Origin of the sequence: Streptomyces sp. NPDC002935, from assembly GCF_040611295.1 — a bacterium.
Classification (GTDB): domain Bacteria; phylum Actinomycetota; class Actinomycetes; order Streptomycetales; family Streptomycetaceae; genus Streptomyces.
On the sequence record NZ_JBEXNW010000011.1, the window covers coordinates 255,104 to 280,920 of the forward strand.

The 25,817-nt window shown below is 70.6% G+C and carries 20 protein-coding genes; 8 read left to right on the forward strand and 12 right to left on the reverse strand.

The window, feature by feature from the left end:
• Window positions 1-154 precede the first annotated feature (154 nt).
• Window positions 155-1,042, forward strand: coding sequence for an oxygenase MpaB family protein (locus tag ABZX90_RS17825; RefSeq protein ID WP_355205874.1), 888 nt, complete (start codon window positions 155-157; stop codon window positions 1,040-1,042).
• Between the two features lie 121 nt (window positions 1,043-1,163).
• On the opposite strand, the gene ABZX90_RS17830 is transcribed toward ABZX90_RS17825, so the two are convergent.
• The 7 genes from ABZX90_RS17830 to ABZX90_RS17860 all read right to left on the reverse strand — a co-directional run bounded on the left by ABZX90_RS17830 (window position 1,164) and on the right by ABZX90_RS17860 (window position 6,360).
• Complete coding sequence (locus ABZX90_RS17830; RefSeq protein WP_355205877.1) at window positions 1,164-2,372, reverse strand: cysteine desulfurase-like protein; 1,209 nt, start codon at window positions 2,370-2,372, stop codon at window positions 1,164-1,166.
• 382 nt (window positions 2,373-2,754) lie between these two features.
• Window positions 2,755-3,033, reverse strand: a complete 279-nt coding sequence (locus tag ABZX90_RS17835; RefSeq protein ID WP_355205880.1) for a GlsB/YeaQ/YmgE family stress response membrane protein — start codon at window positions 3,031-3,033, stop codon at window positions 2,755-2,757.
• A gap of 77 nt (window positions 3,034-3,110) precedes the next feature.
• The gene (locus ABZX90_RS17840; protein ID WP_355205883.1) at window positions 3,111-4,034 is read right to left on the reverse strand and encodes a YihY/virulence factor BrkB family protein; all 924 of its coding nucleotides are present in this window, start codon (window positions 4,032-4,034) and stop codon (window positions 3,111-3,113) included.
• A gap of 96 nt (window positions 4,035-4,130) precedes the next feature.
• Window positions 4,131-4,493: a PRC-barrel domain-containing protein gene (locus ABZX90_RS17845; protein WP_355205886.1), complete on the reverse strand. Its 363-nt coding sequence runs from the start codon at window positions 4,491-4,493 to the stop codon at window positions 4,131-4,133.
• Window positions 4,494-4,613: 120 nt separating this feature from the next.
• Window positions 4,614-4,790 carry a hypothetical protein gene (locus ABZX90_RS17850; protein WP_266754985.1) on the reverse strand — a complete coding sequence of 59 codons (177 nt, stop codon included), beginning with the start codon at window positions 4,788-4,790 and terminating at the stop codon, window positions 4,614-4,616.
• A gap of 251 nt (window positions 4,791-5,041) precedes the next feature.
• Window positions 5,042-5,401: a hypothetical protein gene (locus ABZX90_RS17855; RefSeq protein ID WP_355205890.1), complete on the reverse strand. Its 360-nt coding sequence runs from the start codon at window positions 5,399-5,401 to the stop codon at window positions 5,042-5,044.
• Window positions 5,402-6,000: 599 nt separating this feature from the next.
• Window positions 6,001-6,360, reverse strand: coding sequence for a DUF5133 domain-containing protein (locus ABZX90_RS17860; RefSeq protein ID WP_351120864.1), 360 nt, complete (start codon window positions 6,358-6,360; stop codon window positions 6,001-6,003).
• A gap of 215 nt (window positions 6,361-6,575) precedes the next feature.
• On the opposite strand from ABZX90_RS17860, the gene ABZX90_RS17865 reads away from it, so the two are divergent.
• Window positions 6,576-6,746: a hydrophobic protein gene (locus tag ABZX90_RS17865; RefSeq protein WP_351120862.1), complete on the forward strand. Its 171-nt coding sequence runs from the start codon at window positions 6,576-6,578 to the stop codon at window positions 6,744-6,746.
• A gap of 112 nt (window positions 6,747-6,858) precedes the next feature.
• Here the strand turns inward: ABZX90_RS17865 and ABZX90_RS17870 are convergent, their stop codons facing one another.
• Window positions 6,859-7,794 carry a sensor histidine kinase gene (locus ABZX90_RS17870; protein ID WP_351120860.1) on the reverse strand — a complete coding sequence of 312 codons (936 nt, stop codon included), beginning with the start codon at window positions 7,792-7,794 and terminating at the stop codon, window positions 6,859-6,861.
• Window positions 7,795-8,225: 431 nt separating this feature from the next.
• Between ABZX90_RS17870 and ABZX90_RS17875 the strand changes: the two genes are divergently transcribed.
• From ABZX90_RS17875 to ABZX90_RS17885, 3 genes are all read left to right on the forward strand, one after another.
• Window positions 8,226-9,107, forward strand: coding sequence for an RNA polymerase sigma factor SigF (locus ABZX90_RS17875; RefSeq protein WP_351120858.1), 882 nt, complete (start codon window positions 8,226-8,228; stop codon window positions 9,105-9,107).
• Window positions 9,108-9,466: 359 nt separating this feature from the next.
• Complete coding sequence (locus ABZX90_RS17880; protein ID WP_351120856.1) at window positions 9,467-13,744, forward strand: HAMP domain-containing protein; 4,278 nt, start codon at window positions 9,467-9,469, stop codon at window positions 13,742-13,744.
• Window positions 13,745-13,843: 99 nt separating this feature from the next.
• Window positions 13,844-16,267: a SpoIIE family protein phosphatase gene (locus ABZX90_RS17885; protein ID WP_355205895.1), complete on the forward strand. Its 2,424-nt coding sequence runs from the start codon at window positions 13,844-13,846 to the stop codon at window positions 16,265-16,267.
• Window positions 16,268-16,645: 378 nt separating this feature from the next.
• Here the strand turns inward: ABZX90_RS17885 and ABZX90_RS17890 are convergent, their stop codons facing one another.
• Complete coding sequence (locus tag ABZX90_RS17890) at window positions 16,646-17,503, reverse strand: DMT family transporter (protein WP_351120852.1); 858 nt, start codon at window positions 17,501-17,503, stop codon at window positions 16,646-16,648.
• A 291-nt stretch (window positions 17,504-17,794) separates the two neighbouring features.
• Between ABZX90_RS17890 and ABZX90_RS17895 the strand changes: the two genes are divergently transcribed.
• Both ABZX90_RS17895 and ABZX90_RS17900 read left to right on the forward strand, forming a co-directional pair.
• Window positions 17,795-18,664 (forward strand): GAF and ANTAR domain-containing protein, encoded by an 870-nt coding sequence (locus tag ABZX90_RS17895; protein ID WP_355205898.1) that lies wholly within the window; start codon window positions 17,795-17,797, stop codon window positions 18,662-18,664.
• 297 nt (window positions 18,665-18,961) lie between these two features.
• Window positions 18,962-20,107, forward strand: coding sequence for a PP2C family protein-serine/threonine phosphatase (locus tag ABZX90_RS17900; protein WP_355205901.1), 1,146 nt, complete (start codon window positions 18,962-18,964; stop codon window positions 20,105-20,107).
• Window positions 20,108-20,200: 93 nt separating this feature from the next.
• On the opposite strand, the gene kstD is transcribed toward ABZX90_RS17900, so the two are convergent.
• A complete protein-coding gene (gene kstD / locus ABZX90_RS17905) occupies window positions 20,201-22,003 on the reverse strand; it encodes a 3-oxosteroid 1-dehydrogenase (protein ID WP_355205904.1) in 1,803 nt (600 codons plus the stop codon).
• Window positions 22,004-22,253: 250 nt separating this feature from the next.
• Here kstD and ABZX90_RS17910 point away from each other — a divergent pair, with 250 nt between their 5' ends.
• Complete coding sequence (locus ABZX90_RS17910; protein WP_351120844.1) at window positions 22,254-23,897, forward strand: GMC oxidoreductase; 1,644 nt, start codon at window positions 22,254-22,256, stop codon at window positions 23,895-23,897.
• 52 nt (window positions 23,898-23,949) lie between these two features.
• Here the strand turns inward: ABZX90_RS17910 and ABZX90_RS17915 are convergent, their stop codons facing one another.
• Both ABZX90_RS17915 and ABZX90_RS17920 read right to left on the reverse strand, forming a co-directional pair.
• Complete coding sequence (locus ABZX90_RS17915; RefSeq protein ID WP_355205924.1) at window positions 23,950-24,429, reverse strand: carboxymuconolactone decarboxylase family protein; 480 nt, start codon at window positions 24,427-24,429, stop codon at window positions 23,950-23,952.
• Window positions 24,430-24,438: 9 nt separating this feature from the next.
• On the reverse strand, window positions 24,439-25,512 hold the full coding sequence (locus ABZX90_RS17920; protein ID WP_355205907.1) for a dihydrodipicolinate reductase: 1,074 nt from the start codon (window positions 25,510-25,512) through the stop codon (window positions 24,439-24,441).
• Window positions 25,513-25,817: the final 305 nt, after the last annotated feature.

The following is a 25,817-nucleotide window of genomic DNA, read 5'->3' on the forward strand; positions in this document are numbered from 1 at the left end:
CGTCACGGGCCACGGAACGTGATCCGAGCGGGCACGCCGTGGACTTTCCTCCGTGAGGTCGGCGATGCTGAAGAGTGATTCCGCCGCTGTGCGCAGCCCCGGAAGCCACCGCGGCGGGCTGTACCCGCCGGGCCGCGGAGGGAGGCCATCGCCCATGAGACTGACCGGACCGGACGGCAGCGGAGTGCGGGAACGGCTGGCCAGCGCCCTGTTCGCCCGGGTCGCGGGCCCGGAGGGGCCGAAGAACCGCGCGCTGATCCACGGCACGCCCGGACCCCGCTGGTTCGGCCCGGACCGTCCCATCCGCACGGTGCACGGGGACGCGTCGATGTTCATCGGCGGGCTCTCCGCGCTGCTGCTCCAGTCGCTCCACCCGCTCGCCATGGCCGCCGTGTCCGCTCACTCAGGCTTCCGCGGGGATCCCTGGGGACGACTCCAGCGCACGAGCACCTTCCTCGCGGTGACGACGTACGGGACGGCCGAGAGCGCCCAGGAAGCCTGCGACCGGGTACGGGCGGTCCATCAGCGGGTGCGCGGGGTGACCTCCGAGGGAACGGCGTATCGCGCGGCGGATCCGCACCTCCTCGGGTGGGTGCACGTCGCGGAGATCGACAGTTTCCTGCGCGCGCATCAGCGGTACGGCGCGCGTCCGCTGTCCGGCGCCGACTGCGACGCGTACGTGGCGGACACGGCCCGCGTCGCCGCCGCGCTGGGCGTCCTGGACCCGCCGAGGAACCGTGCCGAGCTCGCGGAGCGGCTGACCGCGTACCGCGGCGAGGTACGGGCGACGCCGGAGGCACGCGATGCCGCGCGGTTCCTCCTGCTGAATCCGCCGGTGCCGCTCGTCGCCCGCCTCCCGTACGGGGTGCTGGCCGCGAACGCGGTGTCCCTGCTGCCCTCCTGGGCCGCTGCCGAACTGCGGCTTCCCCGGCTGCAGTTGGTGGACAGCGTGTGTGTACGTCCGCTCGGCGGCGCCTTCACATCGGCCGTGCGCTGGGCGCTTGCGCCCTCGCGCGCGCGAAGCGTCACGCCGGTGGCGTGACCGGCGCCCGAGCCGGCACCGCCCGCGTCACCTGGCCGGAGCCCTCCGCCTGATCGCCGCGCCGGACAACTGGCCCGACACGGCGCCGCGCCGGCCCCGCCCTCGACAACTACGACTACAACTACGACCGCAGGAAAGCGGCCAGGCCGTCCAGAAGGCGTTCGACATCGTCCTTGTCGTTGTACGGCGAGAGACCGACCCGAAGGCCACCGGTGTCGCCGAGGCCGAGGTGCCGGGACGCCTCGACCGCGTAGAACGATCCGGCGGGCGCGTGCACACCGCGGCCCGCCAGGAACGGATAGGCGTCGGCCGCGTCCCGGCCGTCGAAGGTCAGCAGCAGGGTGGGTGTGCGTTCGGCCGCCCGGGAGCGGACCGTGACGCCGGGCAATGCCGCCAGGCCCGCCTCCAACCGCTCGCGCAGCGCACCCTCGTGCCGCTCGATCGCCGCGAAGGCCGACCGTAGACGGTCCCTGCGCCCGCCCGTCGTGTCCGTGGCGAGCCCGGCGAGGAGGTCGATCGCGGCGGTCGTGCCGGCGAGCAGTTCGTAGGGCAGCGTTCCGAGTTCGAAGCGCTCGGGAACCGCGTCGGTGGACGGCAGCAGCTTGTCCGGCCGCAGCGTCTCCAGCAGTCCCGGAGAGGCGGCCAGGACACCGTGGTGCGGGCCGAGGAACTTGTAGGGCGAGCACACGAAGAAGTCGGCACCGAGCCGCGCCATGTCCACGAACGCGTGCGCCGCGTAGTGCACCCCGTCCACGTAGAGGAGCGCCCGCGTGCGTCCGTGGACCAGCCGGGAGATCTCGGCGATGTCGGGCACGGTCCCGATCAGGTTCGAGGCGCCGGTGACCGCGACCAGCCGGGTGCGCTCGGTCAGCAGGTCGCCCACCGCCGCGGGCGGGAGTTCGCCCGTCACCGGATCGAAGTCCGCCCAGCGCACGCGGGCTCCGGCACGCTCGGCCGCCTGGAGCCAGGGGCGGATGTTCGCGTCATGGTCGAGACGGCTGACGACGACCTCGTCACCAGAGGCCCAGTCCTTCGCGAGCGCTCGGGAGAAGTCGTACGTGAGCTGGGTGGCGCTGCGCCCGAAGACGACCCCGGAGGGGTGGCCTCCCACGAGGTCGGCCACGGCCTGCCGGAACCCCTGGACGAGACCCTCCGCGTTCTCCTCTCCCGGTGTCAGGTGTCCCCGGATCGATAGCGGGCCGGTGAGTGCGCCCGCGATCGCCCGGGCGACCGGGGCCGGGGTCTGTGTTCCGCCCGGGCCGTCGAAGTGCGCGACACCGGACAGCAGGGCGGGGATCTCGGCGCGCAGTGCGCCGACGTCGTACGTCACTCGGGCTCCTCACGGGCGGCGTCGCGTCCGCGCCGGTCGACCGGAACGGGGTCCGGCGGGCAAGAGCCCGCGATCGGGCGGGCGCGCGCGTTCTCCGGTGATCATCGCAGGGCCCCGCCGCGGTGTGAAGGCGGCCACCGAGTCCTGCGCGCACCCCCCAGGCGTCCCGGGACGCCCCAGGAGTGCTGGCCCACGGGACTGTTGTTCCCAACCCGCGGCTTGGCGCACCGGTACCCCTCGTGAGGGGGCGCACTCCGAAATGTCCGCCGGGTTCACACGGACGGGTTCCGAGGGACGACGTACGGCCTGGGGCCGGCACTCGAAAGCTCCGGTGCCGGCCCCAGGCCGTATGTCATGACGCGCCGAAAGGGCCCTCGGCCCCTTACGCGTGACGGTGCGACCGGCGGTTGCCCGTCAGCGCCCGGTACAGAACCAGCAGAATCAGCGAGCCGACGATGGCGGCGATCCAGGTCGGCACGTCGAAGAACCCGTCGATCGAGTCGACACCGAAGACGACCTTGCCCAGCCAGCCGCCCAGCAGGCCTCCCGCGATACCGATCAGCATGGTGATGATGAGCCCGCCCGGGTCCTTGCCCGGCATGAGCAGCTTGGCGATGGCACCGGCAAGCAACCCGATCAGAATCCAAGCGATGATTCCCACAGTTCCTCCACCGTCCGTACAGGATGTGACTTCCTCAGTCCGTGTGCGCCGTCCCCGCCGGAACAAACCTTCAAGTCTCAAACTGTTGCCCGATTCCTCACCGCCGCGGCCCCGTTGAGTTCGGCCGTGAACTGCGCGCCGGCCAGCAGCGCGAGGTTGGACAGCCACAGCCACACGAGGAAGACGACGAGGCCGGCGAGAGAGCCGTAGAGCCTGCTGTAGGCGCCGAGGACGGAGGCGTACAGCGCGAATCCGGCGGAGACGCCGAGCCAGAGGAGGGCTGCCAGGAGGCCGCCGGGCAAGCTGTGCCGACGGCGGCGGGCGGGAAGCGGGCCTGTGTGGAACACGACGAGGACCAGCAGGGCGACCAGGCACATCAGCAGGGGCCAGCGGAGCAGACCCCAGGCCACGGCCACCGTGCCGTCCAGCCCGAAGACGCCACCGACGGCCTCGGCCAGGGGACCGGTCAGCAGCAGCACGAGCGCGCTCACGACGAGCAGCCCGAGCAGCGCCAGCGCGGTCAGCACCAGACGGTGCGCGGTGCGCCAGGCCGAGCGGCGGTCCGCCACGCCGTGCATGCGGTGCAGGGCCCGGCGGCACACCGCGAGGTAGCTGGAGGCGGACCAGAGCGCGCTCGCCGCACCGGCGACCAGAAGCGTCCACGCGGCGGATCGCTGCCGCACCATCTCCCCCAGCGCCTGGTGCAGTTCCGCCCCCGACTGTGCCGGCGCGTACGCCGTGACGTGCGCGATGAACTGCTCCGCGGTGTCCGGGCTGATCAGACCGAAGGCGATGACCATGACCAGCATGGCCGGAAGGATCGCCAGGATGGCGTAGTACGTCAGCGCGGCCGCCCAGTCGGAGACGTCGTCGTTCCACATCGAGACCGGGGTACGGCGCAGCGCCTGCCACCAGAGGGCGGGCAGCCGTGGCCCGTACCGGCGCAGCCGCACCGGGCGGACCGCCTCGACGGCGCCGTTCGGCCCGGATTCAGCGGACATGCGCGATCCCTTGGGGGCCACTACCGGTCCGTACCTGGGTGAGACTCCGGCACGGGGCGGCCGCCTCCCGTGTTTCCGCCCCGCGGACCGTCTCGCTCATGCGGGCCGCCTCGGCGGCAGGCCTCGGTAGTAGCTTCCGACTCTGGACAGGTACGCGGGGTCGAGGGTCTCGCGGTCGGTCTTGAACGCGGGCGCCGACTTCACCTCCTCGCGGGTGCACGCGACGGTGATCTTCCGCGAGTCCGTGTCGATGCGGGCGACGACACCCACGGGTACCAGCACGCTCCTCCCGAACACCCACACACCGGTGTCGACGACCAGGTGCCGCATCCCGGAATCGTCCGCCTGCCGGTCGACGTGTCCTATGGTCCCGTCGGTCGCCTCGACGCTGTAACCGGCCAGTTCGTGCATCTCGGGGTGGTTGAACTCCGGTGCGTAAGACCAGATTCCGTCGGTCATGTCTTCCTCCGTCAGCTCGCCAGCTCGCCCCGCCGACAACTCGCCCGTGACGGGGACGAACGGGGGTGTCCGGGCGAGTGCCGTCGCGGCCGCCCCGGCGACGGGACCCCGCCCCGGCCTTCAGCGTCGACGGCTGCGCGTCGCCCAGCCGCCACCGACGCCGGAGAGATGAAGGGCGAGCAGGGCGAGCCCTATGAGCATGACGTTGGTCGACGTGAAAACGTCATTGGTCGAAATGTCAGCGGCGTTGATCAGGAATGCGATGAACAGCAGTACGGCGGCAGCGATGCCGAGCATGAGGTCTCCCTTATTGGATGGTCGATCGTCGAAGCGATGGAGTCCGAATGCCCCGAGAAGGCCGCCCGACACTACGTCGCGTGACAATCCGCCGCATCCGACCCGCCTTCCAACCCGAAGATCGACGTTCGAGCCGACGGGACAGCCGGACGTTCGAGGCGACGGGACAGCCGACAGGCGACTCGGCGGACGACAAGGGGCGCCTGCCCGGGCGGGTCACCCGGGGAGGCGCCCCCCTTCAGGCCACCGCCCTAGGACATGCTCCCTGCGGAGGCCCGTACGTCTTCACACACCCCCGCGCCCTCCACCGGGCCGGTCGCCCGCCACACGCTCTCGTGGTCCTCGGCCAGTCCGAGTTCGGCCAGGCCCTTCAGGTGCCCGAGCACGGTGGAGGGTTGGAAGCCCACGGTCGTGCTGAGCGCAGCGACCTCGGCTCCGCCGGAACCGGCTTCCGCCAACCGCTGCCAGGTGCGCACGGCGTGACGGCTCAGACCGCTTTCACTCACCTTCCTGGAGACGACGCCGACCCTCTCCCCGCTCATGTTCTGCTCGGGGATCGGAGTCCTGGCCCGCGCCACCCGGGTGTCACGGCTGCTCGCCTGCTCCTGCACTGCGCGCGGTGATCTCCTCGGTCCGACCGGACGCGGCGTCATGTTCACCTTGCGGTGCCTACGGCCCTTGCGGTGTCGGCTCATCGATTCCTCATCTCCGCCTCGACGATGCTCACAGCAGGAGAACGAGCGGGACCCGACAAGGTAGTTCAGCCGTTCGAAGGAGAGGAGCGCGGCCGGGCGCCCAGTGCCTCGCACACAGATCCAGCTGTTCCCGGCCGGGTCCGTTTCCCGATCTTCCCGCCATCATTGAGCCATCGCCACCTGGGCGCGAGCGCCGTCGGGCCTGATCCCGTCGCCACGCACCCCGGTGGCCGGCAGCTCATCGAAAGCGACAAGCAATGGCCAACATCCGGTCCCCATGGGCCTGTTCCGCTGTCGGAGTCCCGTCATGACGGCGGCCCGGATCCCCGGACTGATTCTGCCCCTCGTGTTCCTGTGCGCTTTCGTCGCGGGTCTGGTCTGGTATTGGCGACATCGTGACGAGTAATACGGACCGTTCAGCCCTTCACCAAGGCATGGAATGGCGTTGTGCGGCATGAAGTGGGGGGTACCACCCGGCCGTGTGGTACCCCCCACTTCACGAAGTCTCCGGAACATCAGAAGAGCGGACCGGGCATACCGACGCCCTGACCGTTCAAAGTCCGCACCTCGGTGTGCGGCTGGGGCAGTGGCGAGGTGACCGCGGGCATCCCGTTCGGCGGGACTGCCGGTGATGTGCCATTCCCCAGCAGTCCGCCCTGCTGCGCGTCTCGCCCCTTCGCTCCGGCCACGAGCATGGCGTCGGCGGCGACGACGGCGTCGTGCACGCTGGTCGTTCCCGTCATCACACAGAGCGTGTACGTGACGTCCTCCAGTCGGCGGGCCGTCTCCAGCGTCTCCTTCTCCGCGTACGCGATCTTCAGGGCCGCGTAACGCGTCAGCAGCCTCCGGACAACCTTCGGGTCGGGCACGAGCACGGCGAGGGCTCCTCTCTCGAGTTTCCGTCCGTGTGCCCGTTTCACCACGTTTCATTCGCAACAGCCGCCCCAGACAACCTATTTGGCCCAACGTCATCTCCGAGGCCGAATCCCACCCGTCGACTCCACCACCGTGCACAGCGCGGATCGGCGCCGCGAAATCAGGTGTGACGCAAAGGAACCAGGGCACTCGAAGGCACTGGAGGTTGATACCGATGGTTCCCCTGCTTCTCGTTCTTCTGCTCGCCCTGCTCCTTTTCGGATTCGGTTTCGCCGTCAAGGTGCTGTGGTGGACAGCGATCATCGTGCTCGTTGTCTGGCTGGTCGGATTCGTGGCGCGTCCGGGCGCGTCCGGCGGCCGTCGTGGCCGCTGGTACCGCTGGTAGTCGCTGCCCGGAATTCCGCGACGGCCGCGAGGCGGCGCGATCGGCAGGGCGGGGCTCGTGCCGTGGCGGCGGGAGAAGGCGGCGGCCCATGGTCGATGCCGCCGCCGGACGGTCAGGTGCGGGCGATGTAGCTGCGTACGGTCGTTCCGGAGTTCTCGGTGTGTACGCGGACGAGGTCCGAGACGTAGTGCACGAGGAACAGACCCCGTCCGCCGATCTGATCGGGGCGCACCGGATGCCGGCCGGCCAGCGGATCGCTCAGCCGCCCCTCGTCCTGGACCTCGCACACGATCTGCTCGCTCTCGGCCCAGATCCTCAAGGTCCCCGAACCGCCCCCGTGCACCACGCTGTTGGTCGTCAGCTCAGCCACGACGAGGTTCAGGTCCTGCAGACGGGCCGGTGCCATCCCACGCTCCCGGGCCTCGCTCATCGCGAAGTCGCGGGCGGCGGGCAGGAGTTCCTCGTCGAAACGTACGGTCGCCGCTCCTGGGGGGTGGCGCAGCTCTTCGTTGTAGCGCGCCAGCACGCCGTCCGGGTCGTAGACCGGGCTGGCGCTCTGCCGGCCGCCGCTGATCACGACGGGGTGCGTGGCATGGGCGTCGGCGATCACGTCCAGCGGGAGGACTCGCGCGTCGTACGGACAGAGGATCGTCACGTCACGTCCGCCGAACGCCGAGTTGATCAGGGCTTCGTGCTGGACGCAGGCCGGGTACTCCACCGCCGTGCGGCCGTCCCAGATGGGTTCGCCGATGATCCGCACATGGCCGCCGGGATGGGCGTCGGCGAACGCGCGCAGCACGGAGGGGATGATCCGGCCCGGGTTCCGGCCGGCCCGCGTCATGTCGATCCAGCGGACGCCGGCGCCGAGCGAACCCAGTTCGCCTCTGATGAGCTCCAGTCGTGGGCCGGGAACGGCCACCGCCACCGGCTCCCCTGCGGCTACGCCGTCCGACACGAAACGTGTCGTCCCTTCCACGTACTCATGGTCGCCGCGATAGATGAGCGCGGGGTGGACGAAGGGTTCGCCGGAGAGTGTGGCCGCCGTCATGCCGCGACCACCGCGCCCCGGGGCCGACGTCCAGTGAGCGGTCCCGCGTCGAGGCACACCGAGGGGCAGCGCGTCTGCGCTCCGTCCACTCGCTGCTCGATGCCCACGGACTCACCCCGAAACCCATTTTACGTGGCCGCCCCGACGTCCGAGCCGGGCCCCGGCCGCGATGGCGCCACCGCGTCGGCCGCGCACACTCCTCATCTGCCCCGGGATTCCCGGCAGAACCATCCGGGGATCGGTTCGGAAATTGACGCCGCCGACCCGCATCCGAACGATGTCCCCGGACGGAAGTACACCCTGACCCGGCGCCCGGCAGGAGGCGGGACCTACGCGTTCCGCGGAATTCCCGAGCCGGGTGGCATGAGCGGTGTGAAGCAGGGCAGACGGGCCCTGTCATCATTTCCTTCGGACGATTTGGGGTGGACGGCATGGCGGCCGTGACGGCAGCGAAGGCAACGGACACGGCATACCAGACGGCGACGGCCCAGGGGGGCATCCTTCCGCAGATCGACGAGCCGCTGAAGATCAGCCCGAAGGACGCACGCGGGCTGTCCCGCCAGTTCTTCGACCGGCTCGCCGTCCTGGAGGAGGGCACGCACGAATACCAGTACGCGCGCAACACCCTCATCGAGATGAATCTCTCCCTCGTCCGGTACGCGGCGGCGCGCTTCCGCAGCCGCAGCCAGGGCGAGATGGAGGACATCGTCCAGGTCGGCACCATCGGGCTCATCAAGGCCATCGACCGCTTCGAGCTGTCCCGCGAGGTCGAGTTCACCTCCTTCGCCGTTCCTTACATCGTCGGTGAGATCAAGCGCTTCTTCCGCGACACGAGCTGGGCCGTCCACGTGCCGCGCCGGCTGCAGGAGGCGCGCGTGGAACTCGCCAAGGCGACGGAGGAACTGCGCACCCGCCTCGGCCGTACGCCCACCACACGTGAACTGTCCGAGCTGATGTGCCTGTCCGAGGAAGAAGTCATCGAGGCCCGCAAGGCGTCGAACGGCTACAACTCCTCGTCCCTCGACGCCGCTCTCACGGCCGACGGCGGCGCGGACGGCGAGGCCGTCCTCGCGGACTTCATCGGGGAGGAGGACGCCTCGCTGGAACTGGTCGAGGACTTCAACTCCCTGGCCCCGCTGATCGCCGAACTCGACGACCGTCAGCGCCGGATCATTCACCTGCGCTTCGTCGAGGAGCGCACCCAGGCGCAGATCGGCGAGGAGCTCGGCATCTCGCAGATGCATGTCTCCCGGCTCATCACCCGCATCATCAAGCGGCTGCGGACGGGCCTGCTCGACCCCTCGATCGCCTGACACGCCGCACGGCACAGTCGGTACGACGGTCCCGTCGCCCCGCCCCGGACTCCGGTCCGGAACGGGTCGGCGGGACTTCGCGTGCGCGGTCCGGGCGGCCCCGAACCGAGAGGGTTCTGTGTATCCCGTTCACTCACGCTTATTCCTGCCACCGGCAACATTTTTGGGCCGTTGAAGAGTTTTCCTTCATGCTTTGTTCAGCACCTGCCTTCTGGGTTAGCCTGCGGCGTATTTTCTATTCGGGATGACCCGTGATCTGCGGGAATGCCGCGGACAGGCTCGGGGGACCGTCCGTGGGCCCGGCGCGTGGTTCCGAGTTCCGTCGCACGGGACTCCAGGGGAGCGGAACGAGGGTGGGCATGGCCAGGGCAGCGAGCGAGACGTCCGTGAGGACACCGGGCGAGCAGGAGTTGCGCCAACTGCTGGCGGGCCTCACCGCCGTCCGCGACGGCGACTTCGGCACCCGGCTCCCCGACGAGGCCGGTGGGCTGCTGGGCGACATCGCGACCGTGTTCAACGGCATGGTCGACCAGTTGTCGGTGTTCACCTCCGAAGTGACGCGGGTCGCGCGCGAGGTGGGTACGGAGGGGACGCTCGGCGGCCAGGCGGAGGTGCCGGGTGTCTCCGGCACCTGGGCGGACCTCACCGACTCCGTCAACGCCATGGCGGGCAACCTCACCACTCAGGTCCGCGACATCGCGCAGGTGGCCACGGCGGTCGCCAAGGGCGATCTCTCCCAGAAGATCGATGTGCCCGCCCGCGGGGAGATCCTCCAGCTGAAGGAGACCGTCAACACGATGGTCGATCAGCTCTCGGCCTTCGCCGACGAGGTCACCCGCGTCGCCCGCGAGGTGGGCACGGCGGGCAACCTGGGCGGACAGGCGCAGGTCCCCGGTGTGGGCGGTGTCTGGCGCGACCTCACCGACTCCGTCAACCTCATGGCGGGCAATCTCACCGCCCAGGTACGCAACGTCGCCCAGGTGACCACGGCGGTGGCCCAGGGCGACCTCTCCCAGAAGATCACCGTCGACGCCCGGGGCGAGATCCTCGAACTGAAGAACACCATCAACACGATGGTCGACCAGCTCTCCGCCTTCGCCGACGAGGTCACCCGCGTCGCCCGCGAGGTCGGCACCGACGGACGCCTCGGCGGACAGGCCGACGTCAAGGGCGTCAAGGGCACCTGGCGCGACCTCACCGACTCCGTGAACTTCATGGCGGGCAATCTCACCGCCCAGGTACGCAACGTCGCCCAGGTGGCCACGGCGGTCGCCAAGGGCGACCTCTCCCAGAAGATCACCGTCGACGCCCGGGGCGAGATCCTCGAACTCAAGGAGACCATCAACACGATGGTCGACCAGCTCTCCGCCTTCGCCGACGAGGTCACCCGCGTCGCCCGCGAGGTCGGCACGGCGGGCAACCTGGGCGGACAGGCCACCGTGCGGGGCGTCTCCGGCACCTGGAAGGACCTCACCGACAACGTCAACGTGATGGCGTCGAACCTGACCGGTCAGGTCCGCTCCATCGCGCAGGTGGCCACCGCCGTGGCCCGCGGCGACCTGTCGCAGAAGATCACCGTCGAGGCCAAGGGCGAGGTCGCCGCCCTGGCCGACGTCATCAACACCATGGTCGACACGCTTTCCGCGTTCGCCGACGAGGTGACCCGCGTCGCCCGCGAGGTCGGCACCGAGGGACGCCTCGGCGGCCAGGCGCACGTGCCCAATGTGGCGGGCACCTGGAAGGACCTCACCGACAACGTCAACTCGATGGCCAACAACCTCACGGGGCAGGTGCGCAACATCGCCCTGGTGACGACGGCGGTGGCCAAGGGCGACCTGTCCAAGAAGATCGACGTCGACGCCCGCGGCGAGATCCTCGAACTCAAGACGACCATCAACACCATGGTCGACCAGCTCTCCGCCTTCGCCGCGGAGGTCACCCGTGTGGCACGGGAGGTCGGCAGCGAGGGCAGGCTCGGCGGCCAGGCCGAGGTGGAGGGCGTCTCGGGCACGTGGAAGCGGCTGACCGAGAACGTGAACGAACTCGCCGGCAACCTCACGCGCCAGGTCCGCGCGATCGCCGAGGTCACCAGCGCCGTGGCCGAGGGCGACCTGACCCGGTCCATCACGGTCGAGGCCTCGGGTGAGGTCGCCGACCTGAAGGACAACATCAACTCCATGGTCGGGTCGTTGCGTGAGACCACGCGCGCCAACCAGGAGCAGGACTGGCTCAAGACGAATCTGGCCCGTATCTCCGGCCTGATGCAGGGCTATCGCGACCTGGACGTGGTGGCCGACCTCATCATGGACGAGCTCACCCCACTGGTCGCCGCGCAGTACGGTGCCTTCTATCTCGCCGAGGAGACCGCGAAGGGCACGGAGCTGAGGCTGGTCGGGTCGTACGGTTATCCCGACGAGGACGGGCGTCCCACCCGGATCCCGCTGGGCCGCTCACTCGTCGGGCAGGCCGCGCGAAGCCGTCGTGCGATCACCGTGGACGAGGTGCCGCCGGGCTACGTGACCATCTCCTCGGGCCTGGGACAGACGGCGCCGACGGCTCTGGTGGTGCTCCCCATCGTCGTCGAGGAGCAGGTGCTCGGCGTCATCGAGCTCGCCTCGGTCACCCGCTTCAAGCAGGGCCACCGGACCTTCCTGGAACAGCTGATGGAGACCATCGGCGTCAATGTCAGCACTATCGTGGCCAACGCCCGGACCGACGAGCTGCTGGGCGAGTCACAGCGTCTGACCGCCGAACTCCAGGCGCGCTCCGAGGAGTTGCAGGTCCAGCAGGACGAACTCCAACGCTCCAACGCCGAACTGGAGGACAAGGCCTCGCTGCTCGCGACACAGAACCGCGACATCGAGGCGAAGAACCTCCAGATCGAGCAGGCCCGGCAGGAACTCGAAGCACGGGCCCAGCAGTTGTCGCTGGCGTCCAAGTACAAGTCCGAGTTCCTGGCCAACATGAGCCACGAACTGCGGACCCCGCTCAACAGCCTGCTCATCCTCGCCCAGTTGCTCGCCCAGAACCCCGCGCGCAATCTCACACCGAAGCAGGTCGAGTACGCCGGCATCATCCACTCCGCGGGCTCCGACCTGCTCCAGCTGATCAACGACATCCTCGACCTGTCGAAGGTCGAGGCCGGCAAGATGGACGTCACCCCCGAGCGGGTCCCGCTGCGCCAGCTCCTCGAGTACGTCGAAGCCACGTTCCGTCCGATGACCTCGCAGAAGAGCCTGGAGTTCACGGTCAGCACCGCTCCCGGGGCTCCCGTCGACCTCCTCACCGACGACTCCCGGCTGCGGCAGGTGCTGCGCAACCTGCTGTCGAACGCGGTCAAGTTCACCGAGCGGGGACGCGTCGAGCTGCGGATCGAACCGGCGGCCGACCAGGAGATCCCCGCCGGTGTACGGCGTGGCGGGACCATCGCCGCCTTCCGCGTCAAGGACACCGGCATCGGCATCCCCGAGCAGCAGCTGGAGACGATCTTCGGCGCCTTCCAGCAGGCCGACGGCACCACGAGCCGCAAGTACGGCGGCACCGGTCTCGGCCTGTCCATCACCCGGGAGATCGCCCACCTGCTCGGCGGAGCGGTCACCGTCGACAGCACCCCGGGACAGGGCAGTACGTTCACTCTCTTCCTGCCGGTCGCCCGCCCCGACTTCGAGGAACTGCTGGCCGGCGGCCGGAATCCCGAGTCGGCGCCGGAACAGGGCGCCTCGGCGCTCACCGCGCCGCGGCACACCGTCGCCGGTTCGATCAGTCCGCCCAGCCGCCGGCGGCGCCGGCTGCTGGTCGTGGAGGAACGGCCGCGGGGCCTGCTGACGCTCGTGGCCGAGAGCGCGGTCGGGGACGTCGCACGCAGCCGTGACGAGGGCGACGCGCGCGAGGGCGTCGACGTCACCACGGTCGTGGGGGCACAGGAGGCGGCGAGCGCGCTGGCCGCGGAACCGTGGCACTGCGTCGTCCTCGAACTCGGCATGCCGGAAGGGGAGACGGCCCGGTTCCTCGAAGCGGTGGAGGGCGACTCGGCCCTGGCGACCGTCCCCGTCCTCGTCCACAACGGCAGCCGTGTCGACCTCGCGCAGGAGCAGGCGCTGCAGTCCCGCTCCGGCGCCCGGTCACTGGAATTCCTGTCCAGTCTGGACGAGTTGCGCGAGCGCATCGCGCTGCACCTGTCCGCGGAGCAGCCGGGCGACGTGGTCCCGCTGGTCCGTGCAGAGGAGGCGAGGAGCCGGCCCGCGCAGCCGATCGACGACGCCTTCCAGGGCCGTACGGTGCTCGTCGTCGACGACGACGCCCGTAACCTCTTCGCGCTCAGCGGGATTCTGGAGCTGCACGGATTCCAGGTGCTGCACGCGGAGAACGGCCGGAAGGGCATCGAGACGCTGCTGAGCCGACCCGAGGTCGCGCTGATCCTGATGGACGTGATGATGCCCGAGATGGACGGGTACACCGCGACCGCCGAGATCCGCAAGATGCCCCCGTACGCCGACCTTCCGATCATCGCGGTGACGGCGAAGGCCATGCCCGGCGACCGGGAGAAGAGCCTGCTGTCCGGCGCCAGCGACCACGTCACCAAGCCGGTCGACACGAACGACCTCATCGCCTGCGTCCGACGCTGGCTGGGGGAATGACATGGCGCTCGGCACCTGCCGCGGCCGGTCGGCGGGGCGCCCTCCGCTGCCGCCCCTCCCCCGCTCTCCAGGCAGTCCCCGCCGAGGAGCGGCCGCACCATGAACATTCCTGAAGCAACCGACGCGAACGTCGCCGATTCCGCTGACCTCGCGGCCGGAGCGGGCGCACAGCAGGCCGACGACGTCTCGGGCACGGGACAGACGTCTCCGGTGGGCCGGCTGGCGGCCACGGTCGAGCGGCTGCGCCGCGAGGTACGGGCCGCCCAGGTCGAGGCCGACGGACGGGCCCTGATCGAGCTGGCCAAGGGCATCCTGGTCGAGCGGCTGGGCTGCGGACCGGCCCAAGCCGCCCGCCAGCTCGCCGAGTTGGCCGAACAGGCCAAGGTGCCACCGCTCCAGCTCGCGGTCGAGATCATCAACCAGGCGGCGCACGACCGGCTTTCGGAGGTGACCAGCACCTTCCTCGCCGTCACCTCGGAGCGCGCGCCGCAGGACGACGCCCCCGCGGTACGGCTGCGCGCGGCCGAGAGCGGTGCCCTGGCGGCCAACGACACCCAGGCGGTGGCCGACTCCCTGCTCCAGCACGCGCTGGCCCCGCTCGGGGCCGTCGCCGTGGCCATCTGGGCGGCGGACGCCGACGGTTCGCTCTCCCTCGCGGGCAGCGCGGGATTCTCGGCGGCCGAGGCCAGGCGCTGGCGTTACGTACCGCCGGGCGTGGCGACGATGGCGCGCCGCGCGCTGTCCGAACGTACGGTGCAGTGGGCGGGCTCGCTGGCGAGCACCGGACTGCCGTCCATCGGGCATGCGGACCATCCGGAGGGCGGAAGGGTGGCCGTGCCGGCCGGCTCCGGAGGCCGTATCCACGGCGTCCTGGAGATCGCCTGGCCCTCCGTTCTGGAACCTCAGCCGCCGCAGGTCGTCCGTCAGGTCGAGGCGCTGGCGGAGCTGTGCTCGCACACGCTGGAGACCCACACGCTGCCGACCGAGGGCCACGACGCGCGGGGGACGACCGATGTCTCCGAACTGATCGACCTGGTGGACGGGTTGCACGATCCGGCCCTGGTCCTGGTGCCCCACCTCGACGACCAGGGGCGGCTCGCGGACTTCCGCATCCGCCATGTCAACGGCCGTTTCCTCGATCCGGCCGGGCGGCCGCGCGGCACCGTCCACGGGGCGCTGCTGCTGGAGGCCTATCCGAGGGTCGCCGGGGACAGCGACCTCTTCCAGTGCATCGAGCGGGTCTACGGCACCGGGGAGCCGTTCCGGGCGCGGCGGATGGATCTCACGGCACTGGTCGACCAGGTGCCGCTGTCGGCCGTGGCCGACATCAATGTCAGCCGGCACGGCGGAACCGTGCTGCTCATCTGGCGCATAGAGGACGAGACCGCGCGGCTGGCGAGTCTGCTCCAGCACGCCCAGCGGCTCGGCAGGATCGGCGGCTTCGAGGAGAACCTGCTGACCGGCGAGATCATCTGGAACGAGACGCTCTTCGACCTGTACGGCCGTTCTCCCTCGGGCGCTCCCGTGCCGCTGGAGGAGCTGCCCGCGCACGCCCATCCGGACGACGCCGTCACCATCGGCCGCTTCCTGCGGACCGTCCTGCACCATCGCCGGCCGGCCACGGCCGCGTTCCGCCTGCAACGTCCCGACGGCGTCACCCGGCACATCCGCCTGGTGGCCGAGCCGGTACTCGACGCCGACGACCGGCTGTTCGTGGTCCGCGGGGCCTACCAGGACATCTCGGCCCAGCACTGGACCGAGGTCGCGCTGGCCGTCACCCGCGACCAGCTCGCGCACACCGAACAGCAGGCGCACGAGCGCAACCGGCTGACCCTCCAGCTGCAGCACGCGATCATGCCGCCGGCGCAGGCTCCGTTGCGGGCTCCGGGTCTCGATGTGGCGGTGCGCTACCGGCCGGCGGAGACCGAACAGCTCGTCGGAGGCGACTGGTACGACGCCGTGGTCCTGCCCTCCGGCCTGGTCCTGCTGTGTGTCGGGGACGTGGCCGGTCACGGGATCGAGGCGGCGACCAGCATGGTGGTGCTGCGCAACGCGCTGCGCGGACTCGCCGTGACGGGCGCCGGGCCCGGCCAGCTGCTGTCGTGGCTCAACATCGTGGCGCACCACCTGACCGGCGGGGTCACCGCCACCGCGGTGTGCGGGATCTACGATCCGCGCCGCCGCGTTCTGCGCTGGGCCAGGGCCGGGCATCTGCCGCCCGTTCTGGTCCGGGACGCGGACGCCAACCCGCTTCCGCTCGTCAAGGGCATCCTGCTCGGCGCCGTCCCCGAGGCGACGTTCGAGGAGGACGAGGTGCAACTGGCCGTCCACGACACTCTGTTGATGTACACGGATGGCCTGATCGAACGACGCGACCGCTCGGTGGAGGTGTCGCTGCGCCAACTCCTCAACGCCGCCCGTACGACATCCAGGACGCTGGACCACCAGCTCGACCGGCTCCTGACGTACAGCAGGTCCGACACCGACGACGACACCTGCATCGTCGGCATCCAGGTCCAGTAGGACGCGCCGGACGAACGGAGACCGGGACGCCGGCCGGGGACGCACGAATGCGGCCCCGCCGGCAGCCGGGGGGAGTGGCTGCCTGCGGGGCCGTGCGGCTCGGGGTTCGCCAGGGGGGTAGCTTTCCTCGAGCCGTCTCAGGATGCTGCTGCCCCGGTCCCGGCGATGCATGCACACGAGTTTCCGGCCGGAATTCCCCTCGTATGGCCGAGCCTCGCGCCGGTGGTGCGGGTATTTCCTCCGGATCGCCGTCGATGCGGTCCCCGCCGGACGGCGGTCGTACGCTCCGGCTTCGCCACCGGCACCGGCACCGGGCTGGGCTGAACAGCGCGGGGCGGGGCTGGCCGGGGCGGGCTCGGCTCGCTCGGCGGCCGCAGGTCAGTGGGCCATGTCCGCGATGTGCGGCACCACCCGGGTCAGCCGCAGGACGCCCCACAGGACCAGCCCGGCCCCGATCAGCTCGGGGAGCAGCCACCAGCCGGTGCGGATCGTCTCGTCGAAGAGGACGACGCCGAGCAGCAGGCTGACCGTCGCGTCCCCGATGGTCAGCGCGGGCTGCGACGCGGCCAGGGGGCCCGCCTGCAGGGCGTTCTCCAGCAGCAGGACGGCACCGACACCGGTCAGGACGAATCCGTAGGTCTGCCACACGCTGAGAAAGGCGACGAAGCCGTCGTCGGTGAGCGTGCCCATGGCCGACTTCAGGAGCGCGGCGGTCAGCGCGTTGCTGATGGCCGACGCCGATCCCAGCACGGCGGCGCGGAACAGCGGCGGTCGGCCCGGGCGGGCGACGCCGACCGCGACCGCCACGGTCCCCAGGCACAGGACCAGAACCGGGATCCAGCGCTCCATGGAGGCGTCGGACCGTGCTCCCGAGGGAGCGGCCGCGCCGAGGACGAGACCGAGGCCGGCCACCACACCGGCGACGGCCCACCATCCGGCGCGCGGCAGGCGGCGGTGCAGCAGCGGGATGGCGATCATCAGGGCGAAGGGCAGTTCCAGGATGAACAGGGGCTGCACCAAGGACAGCGGCCCGTTCACCAGCGCAAGGGCCTGGAAGAGCGCGGCCCCGGCCACCCCGGCGATGCCGATCAGCCATGGGGGCTGGCGGGCCAGTTGGAGGATGAGCCGCAGTCCGCCGCCCTCGGCGACGCGGGAGGCGGCCTTGCGCTGGAACGCCGTACCCATCGCATTGCTTGCGGCACCGAGAAGTGCGAACAGCACGGCCAGCCCTGTCACCCTTCCACCATGCCCCGGGACAGCGGGCCGGGCCTCCTCGGGCCGCCCGACCGGACGAGGCCGCGGGGCGGCGGGCCCGTCGTCAGGAACTCGGCCGGACCTCTTGCGGAGCGGATTCCGTCCCGGGATAGGGTCGGCGCCAGTGCTTGGGAAGCAGGCACGCACCGCGCGATGTCCGCGGGGCGCCGCGGTCGGGCGCCCCCGGTGGCGCGGCGGCGGCCTGGCATGCCTTCCCGTGGGCGTTCGGGCTGCCGGTGGAAATCGACGCCGTCAGTGAGGATGCCGTACGTCATGAGCCAGGAGTCACAGCTTCCGCCCACCGCCGACGGGCGTCTCCCCGAGCCGGGCGCGGACTCCGCCGACCTGCACCGGGAGATCGTCCGTCTGCGGGACCACAACGCCGACCTGCAGGAACGCCTGCACGCGCACCCGGCGATCTCGCTGGCCCAGGGCGTGCTGATGGAGCGGTACCGGCTGCCCGCGCCCGAGGCGTCCTTCACCCTGCTGCGTGAGGCGTCGCAGCGGTTCAACATCAAACTGCACACACTGGCGGACGCGGTCGTACGGACCCCGCACAGGCCCGACGGACCGGCCCGGCCCGCGGATCGCGCCCGGACGCCCCCTCCCCCGCTGCCCGGACTGCGGACCGCCGGGGCCGATCGCACCCATCAGGGCGAGGTGCTGAGCGCCGCCCTGCACCGGGTCCTGGACATCACGGGGGCCGGCATGGGCAATGTCCAGCTCGCCGAGGGAGGACGCCTGCGGATGGTGCGGCACTCGGGCCTCGACCGCGAGTTCACGAGCTTCTTCGCGTTCGTCGACTCACCGACCACGTCGTGCGCCCAGGCCGCCGAACATCGCCGACAGGTCACCGTCCGCGACGTGGCGACCGCCGACGTCTTCGACGAGGGCTCCCGGCACGTCATCCTGCGAGCGGGCAGCCGGGCCTGCCACAGCGTGCCCCTGGTCAACCGGGCAGGTGTGCCGATCGGCATGGCGTCCTCCCACCACGAGCGGCCGTTGCCCGGGTTCACGAAGGCCCAGCTCCAGGCTCTTGAGGCCACCGGTCTCATGGTGGGCCGCTGGCTCTCCTGGCACCGGCACACCGTCGTACTGGACGCGCTGGACCATCTGCACACGACGGCGACCGCGGACCGCTGAGCCCGAGGTCCACCGGTCGGCCGGTCGGCCGGCATGGCCGGTCGGCCGGCATGGCCGGTCGGCCGGCATGGCCGGTCGGCCGGCATGGCCGGTCGGCCGGCATGGCCGGTCGGCCGGCATGGCCGGATTCGCGGTGGGATGAACAACCGTCGACGGGGCACACGCCCTGTGGAGCCCCGTCACCTCATCCCCGTGGTGGCGGGGCTCCGCTTCCGGACACGGCTGCCCGGCGCACGGCTGTATCGGAGTGCGCGGCGGCATGGAATGGAGGAGCGTGGTGGCATAAGGAGGAGTGCCATGGCCACGAAGGCCGCTTCCGGTCAGCGGGACAACGAGCACCGGGGATGGCTGCGCGGCTCGCCCCCTCCGCGCTGGGTGCGGCTGCTTCCGCCGGCTCTGCTGGTGGGGGTCTGCGTGGCCGAGCTCGTGAGCAGTCAAGCGCTGGACATCGGCTTCATGCTGGGCGCCATCCCCTCCCTGGCCGTGCTCTCCTACGGGCCCCTGGCGACGGCCGCCTTCGGCGCGATCGTCGTGGTCCTGCTGACCATCCCGGCCCTGCAGCTCAACCATCCGGGCCAGGCCGACCTGCTCACCATCATCTTCGTCGCCGTGCTCAGCGTGTTCGTGTCCCTGGTCCGCAGCCGCAGGGACGCGCATCTGGTCACCGTGCGGTCCGTGGCGGAGGCCGCCCAGCTCGCCGTTCTGCCGCCGCTCCCCGAGAGCGTCGGGCAGGTGCGCTGTGTGGGGCTGTACCGGCCCGCACAGCAAGAGACGCTGGTCGGGGGCGACTTCTTCGACGTACGGGACGGGCCTTTCGGAGTCCGGGCCGTGATGGGCGACGTTCAGGGACACGGGCTGTCGGCCGTGGGGACGGTCGCCTCGCTTCTCGGGGCGTTCCGCGAGACGGTGCTCGACCAGCGCGATCTGGAGGCCGCCGCGGCCCGGCTCGACCGACGGCTCGTCGTGGACTCCGCCGCGGTGGATCACGCCGAGATGTTCGCCACGGCTCTGCTCCTGGAGTTCTCACCCCAGGCCGACACCGTGCGGCTGGTGTCCTGCGGGCACCCGAACCCACTGCTGTTGCGCGGCACGAAGGCCCTCGAACTCGACACCGAGTCGGGGGCCCCGCTCGGGCTGGGGTTCTTCGAGCTGTCCCCGCCGCACCTGCGCACCATCGACCTGGAGCCCGGCGACCGGCTGTTCCTGGCGTCGGACGGCGTGAGCGAGAGCCGGGATCCAGCGGGCGTCTTCTACCCGTTGACCGACCGGCTGGCCGCGTTCGCCGAGGAGCCCTCGGACGCACTCGTCGACCGCGTGTGGCAGGACCTCGTCCAGTTCTGCCCCTCGATCCGTGACGACGTCTCCATCCTGGTCCTGGCACCGCGCGTCCGAGACGACGGCAACGGCGTCAGCGACGGCGACAGCGACAGCGACAGCCATTGAAAGCGTGAGGCGGTACGGGCGAGGGGGTACGGGCCGTGACTCGCGCCCCGGCGTCTTCTTCCGCAGGCCCCCGGCCGCACCGCCCGCCCTCCGTCAGGTCGCCGCGATATCGAGCGCCGCGATGTACCCGAACGTCATCGCGGGACCGATTGTCGAGCCCGCGCCCGCGTAGCTGTGGCCCATGACGGCGGCGCTGGCGTTTCCCGCCGCGTACAGACCGGGAATCACCGAGCCGTCCGGGCGCAGGACGCGTGCGCGGGCGTCCGTGCGCAGGCCGCCCTTGGTGCCCAGGTCGCCCGGGACGATTCTGAAGGCGTGGAACGGCGGGAGCCACAGGGGGGCCAGACAGGAATTGGGGAGGATCGCGGGGTCCGTGTAGTAGTGGTCGTAGACGCTGTCGCCGCGGTGGAAGTCGGTGTCCGTGCCGCTCAGGGCCAGGCTGTTGAAGCGGCCGACGGTGGTGCGCAGGGCGGCCGGGGGGACGCCGATCCGGCCGGCGAGGTCGTCCAGGGTCCACGCCTTGTACGCGGCGCCCGACGTGTACCAGGCGTCGGGGAACGTGAAGGTCGGCGCCACGTCCTTGAACAGGTAGCGGTTGCGGTAGTTCTGGTCGACGATCAGCCAGGCCGGGATGTCCGGCGCGCTCGGGTTGCGCTCGTACATGGTGTGCACGACATCGCTGTAGGGCGCGGCCTCGTTGACGAAGCGCGCTCCGGCGGCGTTGACCAACAGGCCGCCGGGCAGGGTGCGTTCGGCGAGGCAGAAGTAGGGCTGGTCGGGCAGCGGGATGGCCGGGCCCCACCAGGCGTCGTCCATCAGGTCGAGCGCGGCCCCGGCACGGCGGCCCGCCTGGATGCCGTCGCCGGTGTTCTCCTTGGCGCCTACCGTCCAGGCGGTCCCGATGGGCTGCCGCTGGTACTGGGCGCGCATGGCCGCGTTGTGCTCGAAACCGCCGGAGCCGACGATGACCCCGCGCCGGGCCCTGACCAGGCCGGACGCACCGTTCTGGGTGACCACCGCGCCGGTGACGGCACCGTTCTCCACGAACAGGTCGGACAGCGGGGTGTTCAGCCACACCGGAACCTGGGCGGCCAGCAGGCCCGCGCGCAGCCCGGCCGCGAGCGACTGGCCCATCGTCAGCGGCTTCTGGCCGAGCACGGCGGCCTTGGTGCCCCGGGCCAGGCACTCGGTGGCGACAGCCGCGCCCTTGGCGCTCACCGCGGCGAGGGTGAGCCACTTGTAGTCGGCGCTGAAGACGACCATGCCGGCCGGGACCGCCATGTACGCCGGGTTCAGGTGGGCGAGTTCGGCTCCGAGGAGGGTGCCGTCGAGCTGGTCGGGCTCCATGGACCGGCCGCCCGGGAGCCCGCCGGGGAGCTCCGGGTAGTAGTCGCTGTACCCCTCCATCCAGCGGAAGCGCAGGGGGCTGTTGGCCATGACGAAGGAGATCATGGCCGGTCCGTTGCCGAGGAAGGCCTGCTGACGGACGGCGGAGACGTCCGGGCCGACCACGGCCGCGAGGTAGGTGGCGGCCTTCGCCGGGGTGTCGGGGACGCCGGCGGCGAGGATCACCGGGTTGTTGGGGATCCAGATGCCCGCGCCCGAGCGTGCCGCCGAGCCGCCGAAAGTGGGCGCCTTCTCCAGGACGACGCAGCTCAGTCCGTGTTTCGCGGCGGTCAGCGCCGCGGTCATCCCCGCGGCTCCGGAGCCGACCACGACGACGTCGTACGTGCCCAGCAGGGGCAGGTCCGCCGCCTCGGCGGCGCCGGTGGCTCCGGCGACACCTGCGGCGAGCGCGAGGGAGGCGCCCGTCGCCGCGCCGAGGACCCGCCGCCGTGACGGGCCGGGTGCCGGGCAGGAGTCGGTACGTCGGGCGGGGTCAGCGCTCGGGGACATGGCAGGGCTCTCCAGCAGGGCGAAGGAATGTGGGGCGCTCCGTGCTCCGGGAGCCGACAGGCGCCCGCCGTACCGGTTCTGATGCAGTGTCAGAAAATGTCGCGCGAGGGTCTTGTGAAGTCAAGAGCAAGCGGATCGGAGCTCACCGATCACCCCAAGATCGGACACAAGTTACCAACCGGTATGTAGTGACTTAACAAGCCAGCAACAGTAGAACCTGTTCCCACTCATTGAGAGTGGGGAGTGTCACATGGATGACATCAGCCAGCAAAACAAGGATTCCAGAGGTGTCTCGCGCCGACGATTCATTGCTGGAACAAGTTCTATTCTTGGAGCCGTCTCCCTCGCCGGTCGTGCCGTCGCGGCCCCGGCTCAGGTCGCCACGGCGGCCTCGTCCATCCCTTCCGGAGCACACGTCCCCGTCCTGGTGATCGGCACCGGATACGGCGGCTCCGTCGCCGCCCTGCGCCTCGCCCAGGCGGGCGTCGACGTGCAGATGATCGAGATGGGCATGGCCTGGGACACCCCGGGCTCGGACGGCAAGATCTTCGCCAACACGACCAGCCCGGACTACCGTTCGTACTGGCTGCGCACCAGAACCAAGCAGCCCCTCAGCAACTTCCTCGGCTTCCCCATCGACAAGGACGTGCCCCGCTACACCGGGATCCTGGACGCCGAGGAGATGGGCCAGATCATCGTGTACCAGGGCCGCGGCGTCGGCGGCGGATCGCTGGTCAACGGGGGCATGGCGGTCACCCCCAAGCGGGACAACTTCGGCGCCATCCTCCCGTCGGTGAACGCCGACGAGATGTACGCGACCTACTATCCGCGTGCCAACGCCGGGCTCGGCGTCGGCGTCGTGGACCCGGCGTGGTTCGACACCACCGACTGCTACCAGTACGCGCGGGTCGGCCGTAAGCAGGCCCAGCGTTCCGGCTTCCCCTTCGTCTTCGTGCCCGACGTGTACGACTGGGACTACATGAAACAGGAGGCGGCCGGCACGGCCACCAAGTCGGCACTCGCCGGGGAGATCCTCTACGGCAACAACTACGGCAAGAAGTCGCTCCAGAAGACCTATCTCGCCCAGGCCACGGCCACCGGCAGGGTCACCATCTCACCGCTGCACAAGGTCACTTCGGTCTCGCCCGCGGCCGGCGGCGGCTACACGGTCCTGATCGACCAGCTCAACACCAACGGCGACGCCACGGCCTCCAAGACGGTGACCGCGGACCGGGTGTTCTTCGCGGCCGGGAGTGTCGGAACCAGCAAGCTCCTGGTCAAGCTGAAGGCGACCGGCGCGCTGCCCGGCCTGAACGGCGAGATCGGCCAGGGCTGGGGAGACAACGGCAACGTCATGTGCGGCCGGGCCAACCACCTGTGGGATCCGACCGGCGCGCTCCAGGCCAGCATTCCGTGCGGCGGCATCGACAACTGGACCGCGGGCGGCGCGTTCGCCGAGGTGGCGCCGCTGCCCACCGGGATCGAGACCTTCGCGTCGTTCTACCTGTCCATCACCAAGAACCCGAACCGCGCCCAGTTCTCCTGGAACGCCGCCACCGGCACCGTCGACCTCAACTGGCAGACCGCCTGGAAGCAGCCCGCCATCGACATGGCCAAGTCGATCTTCGACAAGATCAACGCGAAGGAGGGGACGATCTACCGGACCGATCTCTTCGGCGTGTACAAGATCTGGGGCGACCACCTCACCTACCACCCGCTCGGCGGCGCCGTGCTCAACAAGGCCACCGACAACTACGGCCGCCTGCAAGGCTATTCGGGCCTGTACGTCATCGACGGAGCGCTGATTCCCGGCAACACCAGCGTCAACCCGTTCGTCACCATCACCGCGCTCGCCGAACGGAACATCGAGAAGATCATCGCCGTCGACCTCTAGCGGTGTCCGGGTCGCCCGAGCGGCCCGGATCCGCTCAGCCGGTCGGACCCGCTCAATGGGTCGGCAGCACGCACACGGCGTCCAGGCCCAGCACATGGTTGAGCCGGCCGAATGCCAGCCAGGACCCGATGCTCATGCTCAGCTCCACGATCTCCCGCTGGCTGTACAGCGCGGTCATCCGCGCCCAGAAGTCCTCGTCCAGACCATGGTGATCCAGGGCGTACCGCTCGGCGTACTCGGCGGCCAGCCGTGTGCGGTCGTCGAACACGGCGGCGGTACGCCACTGGGTCACCGCGTCGGCGAACTCCTCCTCGACCTTGTGGCCGTCCCGCTCCGTGCGCCAGTCGAGACAGAACAGGCACCCGTTGATCTGCGCGATGCGCAGGCGCGCGGCCTCGAACTCGCGCAGGCCCAGCGTCGTGTGCTCGTACACCGACAGGGAGAAGTTCGCCGCGGCCATGCCGATGCCGGGCACCATCTCGCCCCACACGTATCCGATCGGTTCCTGTCCCTCGGGAATGTCGATGTGCAGGGTCATGGGTCACTTCCTTCCGAGTCGGCCGACTGCGGGGCGCAGTGGGACGTCGAGTGCGTCGTAGAGTCCTGGTTCCGCGCCCACCAGCCAGTCGATGGCGCCCACCAGGCGGCCGACCGCGGTGGCGTTCCCGCCGGCGGAGCGGTTCTCGCCTTCGTCGGTGGCCTCTACGGTGACCTCGATGCGCGGGCGGCCCTCGATGATCACGCGGTGGGCGCCGTCCCCGTCGGGTGGCGTGGGCCAGTCCGGTGCGCAGGACGCGTGGATGCGGGTGACGTGCTCGATGACGATCCGGGGCTCTCCCCCGACGATCCCCTGCACCTCGAAGCGCACGGCGCCCTGGGTACCGGCCGCGAACGCGCCCATGGTGCGGGTGTTCACCGTGTCCGTGAGCGGGCGCCGCTCCAACGTCTCGCGGATGTCGTCGAGTTCGACGCCGAGGGCGCGCGCCATGAGCCGTATCTGGCCGCCCCACACCATGGTCGGGATCGTCGGGGCGAGCATCAGCGGCTCGTAGTCCATCGGCTGCCCCATGCCGACCAGGTACCGGACGGATTCCTCCTGTTCGTACGTGGAGTAGTCGAAGATCTCCTGGCAGCGGATGGCGTCGACCGTGGTGCCCAGACCGCTGATCAGCAGGGGCAGGACATCATTGCCCCAGCCGGGATCGACGCCGGAGACGAACAGGGAGCCGCCGCCGTCCGCGATGGCGGCGAGCACGGGGTCCCTGAACTCCGGCGGGGCGTTGCGCTGGTCGTAGAGCGGATAGAGGGCGGGCGTGACGACCACCGCGCCGGCCCGGATCGCCCTGCCGATGTCGGCGAGGGCTTCGTCGGGGCGGATGTCGCCGGTGGCCGCGTAGACCACGGCTCCGGGACCCGCGGTCAGGACCGCGTCGATGTCGTCGCTCGCCGTGACCCCGAGGCCGTGGTCGAGCCCGGCGAGTTCGCCCGCGTCGCGGCCGACCTTGCCGGGGTCGTGGACGAGCACGGCCGCGAGTTTCAGTTTCGGGTGGGCCTCGACGGCGCGGATGGCCGCGCGGCCGACATTGCCGGTACCCCAGACCACCGTGGAAATCATGCGGCGGAGGGTAGCGAGACGTCCGCGAGGTTCCTATAGCCGCGACCGGGGAAAAGATTCAGGGCGCGAAACCGCCGGAGTTCCGGGCGCGGAACCGATGGAGGTGTCTCCCGGGCGGACGGTGGGCGTGCCGGAGCCGGGCGCCGCCCGTCCGGCGGTGGCCGGGTGCGGCCGAGGACCTGTCCTGGCGGGTGTCAGCGGGGTCACCCTCTAGGGCCTGTCCGGCGGATCATGCCGGAGACGCGGGGCCTGGCACGCCCTCCCCCAAGCTCTTCGAGCAGGGGGGACCCCCAGCGGCGTTGTCG